An 11,794-nucleotide genomic window follows, 5' to 3' on the forward strand; every position below is an offset into this window, starting at 1 on the left:
CGCGGCGGTCCCGTGGGCGCGGCGGTCCCGTGGGCGCGGCGGTCCCGTGGGCGCGGCGATCGCGTGAGCGCGGCCGTCCCGTGGGCGCGGCGATCGCGTGAGCGCGGCCGTCCCGTGGGCGCGGCGGCGTACCCCGGTGCCCGCTCCGGCCGCCTCCTGGTCGCCAAGGCGGCGCGGACGCTGGTCGGCGGTCGCCACCATGGGTCGGGAGCGGCGCGCCTGACATCGGTGTGTACGAAAGGCCTGGCCGGCAGGCCTGGCCTTTCGTTGTGCTCGGCCACCCAGGACAGCCCGGCGGCGGGGGACGGCCCGGTGGTGCAGTGACGCCGTCCGGCTCGCCGGGGACTTGTCTGGATTCGTACGATATAGGTCTTCAAACCCGCCGGAGGACCGCCACGACCTTGCCCATGATGGTGGCGTCGTCGCCGGGGATCGGGTCGAAGGCGGGGTTGGCGGGCATGAGCCAGACGTGGCCGTCGCGCTGGCGGTAGCTCTTGACGGTGGCCTCGCCGTCGATCATGGCGGCCACGATGTCGCCGGCGACGGCGGTGGGCTGCTGGCGCACGACCACCCAGTCGCCGTTGCAGATCGCGGCGTCGATCATCGACTCGCCCTTGACCTCGAGCATGAAGACGTCGCCCTCGCCGACCAGCTCGCGCGGCAGCGGGAAGAACTCCTCCACCGCCTGCTCGGCCAGGATCGGACCGCCGGCGGCGATGCGGCCGACCAGCGGGACGTAGGCCGGCTGGGGACGCGCGCTGCGCACCGTCTCGTCGTCGACCAGCTCGCTCGGCGAGCGCACGTCGACGGCGCGCGGACGGTTCGGGTCGCGGCGCAGGAAGCCCTTGGTCTCCAGGGCCTTCAGCTGGTAGGCCACGCTGGACGGGGAGACCAGGCCGACCGCCTCGCCGATCTCGCGCACGCTGGGCGGGTAGCCGTAGCGCTCCACCCAGTCGCGGATGAACTCGAGGATGCGCCGCTGCCGGGCGGTCAGGTCGGCGGTCACCAGGTCGGGGAAGTGGCTGACCACGGGCGTGACCGACCGCAGCTGCGGCGCGTCGATGCCGCGGGGCCGGCCCGGCGCCCGGCGGTGTGACGCGGACTCGGGCTTGGTCATCTGCTGTTGTTGCCGGCTCGTCCGGTCGTCGGTCGACACGTCCGCCCTCCCTGTCGGCCAAGTGCCTGATCGGCACGTGGTGCGCTCGCGGTGCCGGCGCGCAACGCCGTGGGGATGGCGTTCGCCCGGCTGACCCCTCTTGTCGGAAAACCGTAGTGGTGGGGTCCGACATATTCAAACATCTGTACGACATTCACTTCGGCGTGTCGCGCTCGGAAGCTCGACTTCCGTACGTGTGTTCTGGTAAACCGTCGTACGGGCGTTCGATCGAACGAGTGTCCTAACCGTTGATCTTGGGGGTCTGTGATGGTCGCGCATACCTTCCGGCGGGCCGAGCCGCCACTGCGTCTGACCCGCCGCGGCCGGGCCGTGGTGCTGACGCTGCTGGCGCTGGTCGCCTGCGCCGCGAGCGCCGTGTTGTTCACCACGGCGTCCCGGGCCGCCGGTGACCCCGCCACCCCGGCCCCTACGATCACTGTCCGGTCCGGCGACACGCTGTGGACGATCGCGGCCGCGGTCCGGCCCGGCCGTGACGTCCGCGATGCCGTGGGCGAGCTGCGCCGGCTCAACCATTTGACCGGCAACGATCTCCAGCCCGGCCAGGTGCTCACCCTTCCGCGCACGTGATCATGCGATGAACCCTGCGGTGATCTTGTAAGAACGGGACGAAGAGCGGCGCTCGGTAGTCGGCGGTACACCGCACGTGTTGAGTCCGAAAATACGGCGCGTCGGCACATCGCTGAACTTGCGTCCGCGTCCGCCGGGGCATAGCGTCTACCCCAACATCTAGTAGTTACAAGGGTGTAAGTCATCCACAGGTTGGGGTTTGACCCCCTGGTTATCCACAGGCCGTCCACGGCGGCGCGATGAAAATGACCATCGCGACGTCGCGTTTCGGCATGCCCGGAGACGCCGTGGGAGCAGGCTCCGGAGGGAGATCGACGTGCGCTGCCCGTACTGTCGCCATGCCGATTCGCGCGTGGTCGACTCGCGTGAGGCCGATGACGGGGCGCTGATCCGGCGCCGTCGCTCGTGCCCCGAGTGCGGCAAGCGCTTCACCACGGTGGAGGAGGCGGTTCTCGCCGTGGTCAAGCGCAGCGGCGTCACCGAGCCCTTCAGCCGGACGAAAATCATGAGCGGGGTCCGCAAGGCCTGTCAGGGCCGTCCCGTCGACGAGGACGCGATCGCCAAGCTCGCGCAACGCGTCGAGGAGACCGTCCGGGCCAAGGGTGCGGCCGAGATCCCGAGTCACGAGGTGGGGCTGGCAATCCTCACCCCGCTGCGGGAGCTCGACCAGGTGGCTTACCTCCGGTTCGCCAGCGTGTACAAGTCCTTCGACTCGCTCGACGAGTTCGAGAAGGAAATCGCCTCGCTGCGCGAGAACCAGAACAACTGACGACGAAGTTCCATCGAGGGGGAGCAGTATGGCCGGGGACGGCATCACAGCAGGACGGCAGCGCAGCCGGACGAACGGCAGCGCGGCCGGCGGGGGGCTGCGGGTCGAGCGGGTCTGGACGACCGAGGGCGTCCACCCGTACGACGAGGTCGAGTGGGAGCGCCGGGACGTCGTCATGACGAACTGGCGGGACGGCTCGATCAACTTCGAGCAGAAGGGCGTCGAGTTCCCCGCGTTCTGGAGCGTGAACGCGGCGAACATCGTCACCACCAAGTACTTCCGGGGCGCCGTCGGCACGCCGGAGCGGGAGTGGTCGCTCAGGCAGCTCATCGACCGCGTCGTCCACACGTACCGCAAGGCCGGCGAGAAGCACGGCTACTTCGCCACCAAGGCGGATGCCGAGCTCTTCGACCACGAGCTGACCTGGATGCTGCTGCACCAGGTGTTCAGCTTCAACTCGCCGGTGTGGTTCAACGTCGGCACCCAGTCGCCGCAGCAGGTCAGCGCCTGCTTCATCCTGTCGGTCGACGACTCGATGGACTCCATCCTGGACTGGTACAAGGAGGAGGGGCTGATCTTCAAGGGCGGCTCCGGCTCCGGCGTCAACCTCTCCCGCATCCGCTCGTCCAAGGAACTGCTGTCGTCCGGGGGGACCGCCAGCGGACCGGTGAGCTTCATGCGCGGCGCCGACGCGAGCGCCGGGACGATCAAGTCGGGCGGCGCCACCCGGCGCGCGGCCAAGATGGTCATCCTCGACGTCGACCACCCGGACGTCGAGGAGTTCGTCTGGACCAAGGCGCGCGAGGAAAACAAGATCCGCGCGCTGCGGGACGCCGGCTTCGACATGGACCTCGGCGGCGCCGACATCGTGTCCGTGCAGTACCAGAACGCCAACAACTCGGTCCGGGTCTCCGACGAGTTCATGCGGGCGTACGAGGAGGGCACCGACTTCGCGCTACGCGGCCGGCTGGACGGCGAGGAGATCGAGCGGATCGACGCCAAGAAGCTGTTCCGCGACATCGCCACCGCCGCGTGGGAGTGCGCCGACCCGGGCCTGCAGTACGACGACACCATCAACGACTGGCACACCAACCCCGAGACCGGCCGGATCACCGCGTCCAACCCGTGCTCGGAGTACATGTCGCTGGACGACTCGTCGTGCAACCTGGCGTCGCTCAACCTCATGAAGTTCCTCCAGGCCGACGGCGGCTTCCAGGTGGAGAAGTTCGTCAAGAGCGTCGAGTTCATCATCACCGCGATGGAGATCTCGATCGCGTTCGCCGACTTCCCGACCGAGAAGATCGGCATCACCACCCGCGCCTACCGCCAGCTCGGCATCGGGTACGCGAACATCGGCGCGCTGCTGATGGCCTCGGGCCTGCCGTACGACTCGGAGGCCGGCCGCAGCGTCGCCGCCGCGATCACCTCGCTGATGACGGGTACGGCGTACCGCCGCTCCGCCGAGATCGCGGGCGTCGTCGGCGCGTACGAGGGTTACGCCCGCAACGCCGAGGCGCACAAGCGCGTCATGCGCAAGCACGCCGCCGCCAACGACGAGATCAAGTCGACCAACCTGGTCGCCACCTCGATCGTCAAGGAGGCCACCAAGCAGTGGCAGAGCGGCCTCAAGATCGGTGAGAAGAACGGCTGGCGCAACGCCCAGGCGTCGGTGCTCGCCCCCACCGGCACCATCGGCCTGATGATGGACTGCGACACCACCGGCATCGAGCCCGACCTGGCCCTCGTCAAGTTCAAGAAGCTGGTCGGCGGCGGCTCGATGCAGATCGTCAACCAGACCGTGCCGCGCGCGCTGCGCAGCCTCGGCTACCCCGAGGAGCAGGTCGAGGCGATCGTCGAGCACATCTCCGAGCACGGCAACGTCGTCGACGCTCCCGGCCTCAAGCCGGAGCACTACGCGGTCTTCGACTGCGCCATGGGCGACCGGGCGATCGCGCCGATGGGCCACGTGCGGATGATGGCGGCCGTCCAGCCGTTCATCTCGGGCGCCATCTCCAAGACGGTCAACATGCCCGAGTCGGCGACCGTCGAGGAGATCGAGAACATCCACTACCAGGGCTGGAAGCTCGGCCTGAAGGCGCTGGCGATCTACCGCGACAACTGCAAAGTCGGTCAACCTCTTTCTGTTGCGAAGAAGTCTGTTGACGCTAACGCACCAGTGGTGACGTCGGTCGAGGCCGTTCCGACCGCCGAGGTGGAGAAGGTCGTCGAGAAGATCGTCGAGTACCGCCCGGTCCGCAAGCGGCTGCCGAAGAAGCGGCCGTCGGAGACCGTGTCGTTCTCGGTCGGCGGCGCCGAGGGTTACCTCACCGCGTCGTCCTACCCCGACGACGGCCTCGGCGAGGTCTTCCTCAAGATGTCGAAGCAGGGCTCGACCCTGGCCGGCGTCATGGACGCCTTCTCGGTGGCGATCTCGATCGGCCTGCAGTACGGCGTGCCGCTCGAGACGTTCGTCGGCAAGTTCACCAACATGCGCTTCGAGCCGGCCGGCATGACCGACGACCCGGACGTCCGCATGGCGGCGTCGGTGATGGACTACATCTTCCGACGCCTCGCGCTGGACTTCCTGCCCTACGACACCCGAGCCGACCTGGGCATCTTCACGGCTAAGGAACGAGCCGCCCAGGTGCAGGCGGAGGCGGCGGCCGAGGCCGCAGCGGCGTCCGCCGATCTGGCCGGCATGGCCGTGTCGGCACCGGTGTCCGCGCCGGTCGGCGCGGCTTCCTCGGACGCGCCGGCCCCGGCCGCCTCACCCGCCGACACGGAGAGGGCGGTGCCGGTCTCGATCGGCTCGTCGACCGAGCTGCTGGAAGTGGTGACGGGACAGGCGGCGGACGCGCCGCTGTGCTTCACGTGCGGCACCAAGATGCGCCGCGCGGGCAGCTGCTACGTCTGCGAGGGCTGCGGCTCGACCTCCGGCTGCAGCTGAAGCCCTCCGCTATCGCATCGGATGCAACATAGCGGGAAGCAAGGATAAGCAGTGAAATAGCAGGAAGGGCGGTCTCGGAGTGATCCGGGGCCGCCCTTTGCGTGTCCCACCAAGCAATGACAGCTCTCGTAGGCGCAGGAGGCGCGTGTTCCCGTGCAATGGCCCGCTTGGTGCGTCCAGGTTCAGGCTGCCACTGCCGTCAATGCAACACCCGTGATGAGCACCAGGACCGGAAGTGCGAACCAGAACCGCTGGGTGCTGCCGGTGACGGCGCGGCTCCACCGGTAGAGCCGACTGGCCTCGTGCGAGCGGTCCGACTCCTCGAGCAGATCCTCGATGCCGGGTTCCGGGCCGGTGAGGAATTCGGCGTCGAGGACGTCTCGCAGACGCATGGCACGGCGCCGATTGCGCTCGTGCAGCTCGGTGTAGGACGCGGCAAATCCGAGACCGAGCAGGCCAACACACACCACCCCAAGGCACAGCGCGAGGTCCGACGACCGCACGTGCCCGTCGGCCGAGATCGCCGCGATCAGCAGCGAAGCGATGACGATCATGAAGTTGACCACGTTGGAGCGCAGCGTCTCTGCATGCCGGGAGTGCAGCCGCAGATCGGCGTACATCCCCCAGAGGATGTCCTTTCTGGCCTTGGCGGTGTCGGACAGCTGATCAGGCATTGCGCTCCTTCGATGGGATCGGGGTCTTCAGCCTATTTAGTTGATCACGCACGGCACATAGATTGACGACAGTGCGTCAGCGACACCGGGGGAGGCGAGCATGCGGGGCGAACTCGTCGAACCGGAGCGGTGGAAAGAGGGCCTGGACGAGGATGGTCGGGCACGTGTCGATGAAGTCACGCGGGCGCTCCGAGGCCAGTCGTACAGCCTGGTCTTCAAGGAGTGGTTCGGCTCCGGGCGCAGCGGAAGCCCGGTGGCCCGCGTCCAGCGTCGGAAGAGGCATGGCCATGACGATCAAGTCATTCTGAAGTTCTGCGCGTCGGCGGATCGTGCTGACCGACTGGCCGAGGCGTGGGACGAGCGAGACCCGTTCTGCCGGAAACATCTGGCGGCAACGGAGGATCCACCGCTACCGCTCACGGGCGACAGACTCATCGTGTTCATGCATGTCGCCGGCGACAAGCTCTCCCGGTACGAGGCGTTGGCAAAGTTGCGAGAGGACCGCGACTTTCATCGGCGGTGCGGTGTCGTCGTCCGTTCTGTGATCGCCGACTGGAACCGGTCAGGCATCAAGGTGCGAGACCGAACCGTCGGGCAGGTCGTCGCGGCCATCGTCGGGCCGCGAGCGCAAGACGTGCGCTCGTGGACGCCATCGAGGCCGCTGAGCGACGACCCGAGATCCTTTCTACACGGGGAACACGCCGACCTGGTCCTGGACGTGCATATCGGTAAGGCCCACGGGGATCTGAGCGCCCGCAACATCCTGCTGCAGGCTCATCCGGCGCCTGCCGCTGATTTCTGGCTGATCGACTACGATCACTTCGCCGCCGACGCGCCACTGGCCAACGATCCGATGCACCTGCTCGTGGCGTTGGCACTGGACGATTTCGCGGAGGTGAGCAACCGCGGGCGCGAATACATCGATGCCATGGTGAACCCCTACGGTCCGCCCTCCCGCCGGATCAGCGAGTTTCACGACATCAGCCGTGCGATCTACGACGCTGTCGGTTCCGGCCTCTCGGCAACCAGCGGCCTGGGCGATTCGTGGGAACCGCAGTGCCTGGTCGGCCTCATCGGAGCGGCTCTGGTTCATCTGGGACGCAAGCTCCATCTGGAAGCCGGCTCCCCGGGCAGGGCGCAGGAACGCGAGCGGGAGGCGAAACAGTGGTGTTTCGAACTGGCGGCGGCCGCCGCCACGCGACTTCTCGCCGAGTACGGTCACGCGTTGAGCCCGGCCCGTCCCGCCGATGCGAGCCCGTCCGCGCAACAGCCACCGGCTCTCGTCGGTCGGAGCGCGGGCCAGTCCGGTGACCCGGGCATCGCCACGGTAGATCTGCTCGGGCGTGAGGACCAGCACCGAAGGCTGCGGACTCGTCTGGCCACTGGCCCGTTCGGCATGGTCGTGGTGCGGGGCCGTCCGGGGATGGGCAAGACCAAGTTGCTCGACGTGACACTCCAGGCGCTGCAGAACGGCGACGCCAACGAGCGCAGCGTGCACATCCGAAAGTACCTCGCGTCGCGGGACCGGCGGCTGGACGTGCGCACCCTGATCGACCTGATCGGCGGCGAGCCGTTACCGGGCAGGCCGGCGGTGGGCAGGTCGTCGCTGGCGCGGCTCGAGGCCGTGCTCGATGACCTCGGCGGCCCACCGGTGGTCGTGGCGGTCGACTCCGCGGAGAGTCTGCTGGATCCGCGCAGCCGGGTGCTGGCCGACTGGGACCTCGACGAAGCGTTCGCGATGCTCAGCGATGAGCCGGATCGCCGGATCTCGATCGTGCTCGCGACGCAGCAGGACCCGGTCTCGCCGTCCGGCTTCGGGTGGCCGGAAGTCGACGAACCGATCGTGGTGGGTCGAGTCGGGTTGCCGCAGTTCCTGACCTTCCTACGCACCCGCGATTACAACGGGATGCTCGAACTCGACGCGCTACCGGGTGACCAGCAACGGAAGCTGTGGCAGCGTCTGCAGGGCAACCCGCGCCTGGGTGAGTTGGTCTGCGCGATCGTCTGCGGCAGCGCGGTCGACCTGCAGACCATCGTCGACGGATTGCCGCGCGACGTCGAGGATGCGGTGGCATCGCACATCACCGGACTGCTGATGGAAACGGTCGACGATTGGCGGCGCGACGTCCTGCACGCGGTCGCGGCGTTCGGCACCGCCGTGCCGTCCTCCGCGATCGCGGACCTGCTGGCCGGCACGTGGTCCCTGACTCAGGTGACACGGGCGGTGAAGTCTCTGCAGCAAGCGCAGGTTCTGCGCTGGACCAGCGGTGGCGACGTCTTCCTGCCGTGCACTGACGCCGGGACCATCCTGTCGCGCCTGCCAGCCACCGAGGGGCGAAGACTACGGGTTCGAGCGGCGAACACGCTCTACGGCCTGCGTGCGTCCGCGCCGCGGACCGTGGAGGACCTGAGGATCCCGCTCGCGGAAGTCGAGGCGCTGATCGCCGGAGGCGAGCTCGTCGCGGCACACAGCGTGATCAATGAGATCGACAAGGTGCTGCGGGTCTGGAACTGTAGCCATCTGCTGCTGCAACAGCGCCTGACGGTCCGCGACGAGCTGGAGCATCCCGAGGACCGGCTGTCCAACGAGAATGCCATCGCGAGCATCTACTACACCAGCGGTCGGCTCGAGGAAGCCGACGAGGTATACGGCAACGCTTTGAAACTAGCCCACCAACACGGCAGGGCCACCGACGCAGTCGCATTGCACAACAATCTCGGCCTGCTGAATCTTGCCGCGAGCCGGACAGGACGCGCAGAGGCAGAGTTCACCTACGCCCACCAGGAGGCGCTCGCGGCGGGTGATCGGGCGGGGCGCGCCGGAGCGCTGGAGGGCCTGGCGTACTGCCGCCGCCGGCACGGCGACTACGAGGGCGCCGTCGCCCAGGCCCGGGCCGCGTTGGACCTGCCCGGGATCGCCGACGATCGGCGGCTCACGATCATCTTGCGGCTGGTGCGCTGGTACGCCGAGCTTGCCGACCTCGACGCCGCCCGGACCTGGCTGGCCTCAGCCACACAGATGGCCACCGAGCGCCACGAGGACGCACTGATCGCGGCCTGCCTGGAGAGCGAAGCAGATCTGCTTCTGGGCGCCCACCTCGAGGGCGGATCCGTCGACGAGGCGGTGCGTCTCGCCCACGACGCCGTCGACCTCGCACTGCGGTTGGAGAACGCGTCCGTCCTGCGCCGGGCCCGCACGACGCTGTGCGTCGCGCATCTGCGGCAGGGCAACTTCCAGGAGGCGGCGCGGCAGATCAGGCGGGCCTCCCACTACCGCAGGCCGCAGCAGCCGATGGCCGTGCTGGCCCTACTGGCGCTGGCCACCCGGCTCACCGAACCTGCTGGTGCTTCGGAGTGGTTCGACCGGCTGCTTGCCACGACCACCGAACGTCTGAAAGACGATCCCGAGACCTTCTCCACAAGAGACTTCGAGGCCTTCGCGCGCTGCGGCCGTCTGCTCGAGCGGCGCGACACCCTCGACGCGGCGATGGAAGCCATCAGCGGCGACAACCAGGAACGAGTTCATGCGAAGGCTCGTGGGCTGACGGATCGGTTGCAGTTTCTCCTGCGGACGCTCGATGCGTCGGGCACGCCGCCAGGGCAGCTGGCACCCGTCATTGCCCGGCTCGGCGGAGACTAAAGCCAGCCCCATTCCCGGGCCCGCATGATTGCCTCCACCCGGCTGCCGGCTCCCATCTGCCGGTACAGCGCCCTCAGCAGCCGGAACATCGCCCGCTCCGAATAGCCGCTCTGCGCGGCGACTTGGGCCACCGTCCTGCCCGCGGCAAGCTCGCGAAGCCACTCTGCACCGGCCGTCGGCACGGGCGTTGTGCCGGCTGCCGAGCCCAGCACGGCGGTCATCACCACCGCAGGCATCACCGACTGCCCGTCGAGCGTGGCCTCGACGGTTCGCCGCAGCAACGGCGCGGCCGCGTCACGCGGTAACACCGAGCGGGCGCCGCTGCGGATCGCCCTGGGACCCAGGATCGCCGGGACGCCGTCGATCAGGCCGATCACGGCCGGTGGCTCGGGCACCTCACATAGGCGAGTGAGCAGACGCCAATCCGCTTCATGGGCCAGGGTCAGCAGCACCAGGGCGGAACTGCGCCGCGACGCCCACGCCACCGGATCGTCAGGGGTGTCGACCGCATGGCCATCGACGGACAGGATCGCCGTGACGCCGTGCCGGAACATCGGCAACGGGTCGACGACCGCGACGCGGACGGCCACCGCAGGGGAGTCCTCTCTGCCGGCGGATCTCGCTCTGGACCAGGATCATCCCGCACCGGCCCCCAACGCGACGGGCACGGCGGGGTGCCGCCAGAAGACGGCAGGAGCCTGCCAAGGGATCTGTCGTGGACCCGCGCCAGCGCCGTTTCCTAGCGTCGTGAGTATCGGACGGCACGAGGCGGAGGTGCTCATGGCCTACTACGGCGACCCGTTTCTCCCTCAGCCCCACCCGATCGAGTCGGCGTCACTGGCGGAGCTTGCCGCTGGCATGACTGCGCCGCCCACCGTCGAAGCCGCAGAGCTGGTACGGCGAATCACCACCCGGTATCCACAGTGGGATCCGTCGCGGATCAGCGCCACGATCCGGGCCGAGACCAATCGGCACGACATCACCATCCCGCAGATCGCCTGGGTCATGCTGAAAGTACGCGAGATGAGCCCGACGTACAGGAGCGACGGTGCTCCGTACCGTGCGCCGGACGCACCGTACGAGTGACGCCGAGCCGTTTCCGCAAACTTGGTGCTCGAGATGCGCGACGTACTGGTGCACGCCCATGGCCGTGAGCCGAGTGGCCGTTCCGCCTGGTCTGGCAGCACGCCGAGGTGGCCCAAAGCCATCTGGCTGCCAGGTTCGACCAACGCCGAGGATCAAAATCGAGGTCGAGTCGCGGTGATCGGCGCGACGGCCGGGTGCTGGGCGCTTCCCTCGGACCGCGGAGAAGACGGGACCTTCGACCCGTCGTGGCGGGAAACATGGTCCTGATCAGCGACTGTCGTCGGTCGGAGACTGATCCCGTACACATCAGAACGATCTTCGAGGTGCGCCATGCGACGCAGGACTTTCGACATCATCCTCACCGCCGTGGGCGGGGTGCTCGCGGTGGGCCTCCTCGTCGCCGGTGGCCTCCTGACCTGGGGCTACCACTTCGCGAACCAGACGGTGCACGACCAGCTGGCCGCCCAGCAGATCTTCTTCCCGCCCAAGGGCAGCGAGGCCCTCGCCTCGCCGGAGATCGGACCCTACCTCAACCAGTACGCCGGCCAGCAGCTCACCACCGGCGCGCAGGCCGAGGCGTACGCCGACCACTTCATCAAGGTGCACCTCGCCGAGGTCGCCGGCGGCAAGACCTACGCGCAGGTCAGCAGCGAGGCGCAGAAGAACCCGACCGATCAGCAGCTGCAGCAGCAGGTGCAGACCCTGTTCCGCGGCGAGACGCTGCGCGGCATGCTGCTGAACGCGTACGCCTTCTGGAAGTTCGGTCAGATCGCCTTGTACGCGGCGATCGCCAGCTTCATCGGCGCCGCGGCCCTGCTCGTGCTGACCGGCCTCGGCTACCGGCACGCCCGCCGGGTGGCCCCGGAGGAGCAGGTGTTCGAGAAGACCCCGGTCGCCGCCTAGACCGTATCGCCGGCCCGGCCGCTGTTTGTCA

Annotated in this window: 9 protein-coding genes; 6 read left to right on the forward strand and 3 right to left on the reverse strand. The window is 68.4% G+C overall.

Annotation, left to right across the window (positions count from 1 at the left end; all coding sequences use genetic code 11):
• Positions 1-373: 373 nt before the first annotated feature.
• Complete coding sequence (lexA, locus tag ODJ79_RS40400) at positions 374-1,117, reverse strand: transcriptional repressor LexA (protein ID WP_263029018.1); 744 nt, start codon at positions 1,115-1,117, stop codon at positions 374-376.
• A gap of 306 nt (positions 1,118-1,423) precedes the next feature.
• Here lexA and ODJ79_RS40405 point away from each other — a divergent pair, with 306 nt between their 5' ends.
• From ODJ79_RS40405 to ODJ79_RS40415, 3 genes are all read left to right on the forward strand, one after another.
• On the forward strand, positions 1,424-1,744 hold the full coding sequence (locus ODJ79_RS40405; protein WP_263028996.1) for a LysM peptidoglycan-binding domain-containing protein: 321 nt from the start codon (positions 1,424-1,426) through the stop codon (positions 1,742-1,744).
• A 316-nt stretch (positions 1,745-2,060) separates the two neighbouring features.
• Positions 2,061-2,513, forward strand: coding sequence for a transcriptional regulator NrdR (nrdR, locus tag ODJ79_RS40410; protein WP_263028997.1), 453 nt, complete (start codon positions 2,061-2,063; stop codon positions 2,511-2,513).
• Positions 2,514-2,541: 28 nt separating this feature from the next.
• A complete protein-coding gene (locus tag ODJ79_RS40415) occupies positions 2,542-5,460 on the forward strand; it encodes a vitamin B12-dependent ribonucleotide reductase (RefSeq protein ID WP_263028998.1) in 2,919 nt (972 codons plus the stop codon).
• A gap of 182 nt (positions 5,461-5,642) precedes the next feature.
• Here the strand turns inward: ODJ79_RS40415 and ODJ79_RS40420 are convergent, their stop codons facing one another.
• Entirely contained in the window at positions 5,643-6,134 is a 492-nt protein-coding gene (locus ODJ79_RS40420; protein WP_263028999.1) for a hypothetical protein, read from the reverse strand.
• 100 nt (positions 6,135-6,234) lie between these two features.
• Between ODJ79_RS40420 and ODJ79_RS40425 the strand changes: the two genes are divergently transcribed.
• On the forward strand, positions 6,235-9,774 hold the full coding sequence (locus ODJ79_RS40425; protein ID WP_263029000.1) for a hypothetical protein: 3,540 nt from the start codon (positions 6,235-6,237) through the stop codon (positions 9,772-9,774).
• Here the strand turns inward: ODJ79_RS40425 and ODJ79_RS40430 are convergent.
• Entirely contained in the window at positions 9,771-10,364 is a 594-nt protein-coding gene (locus ODJ79_RS40430) for a DNA-binding response regulator (protein ID WP_263029001.1), read from the reverse strand. The two genes, ODJ79_RS40425 and ODJ79_RS40430, sit on opposite strands and share 4 nt — an antisense overlap.
• Positions 10,365-10,554: 190 nt before the next feature.
• On the opposite strand from ODJ79_RS40430, the gene ODJ79_RS40435 reads away from it, so the two are divergent.
• Complete coding sequence (locus tag ODJ79_RS40435) at positions 10,555-10,860, forward strand: hypothetical protein (RefSeq protein WP_263029002.1); 306 nt, start codon at positions 10,555-10,557, stop codon at positions 10,858-10,860.
• A gap of 330 nt (positions 10,861-11,190) precedes the next feature.
• The gene (locus tag ODJ79_RS40440) at positions 11,191-11,763 is read left to right on the forward strand and encodes a hypothetical protein (protein WP_263029003.1); all 573 of its coding nucleotides are present in this window, start codon (positions 11,191-11,193) and stop codon (positions 11,761-11,763) included.
• Positions 11,764-11,794: the final 31 nt, after the last annotated feature.

This window comes from Actinoplanes sp. KI2 (genome assembly GCF_025630775.1).
Taxonomy (GTDB): Bacteria; Actinomycetota; Actinomycetes; order Mycobacteriales; family Micromonosporaceae; genus Actinoplanes.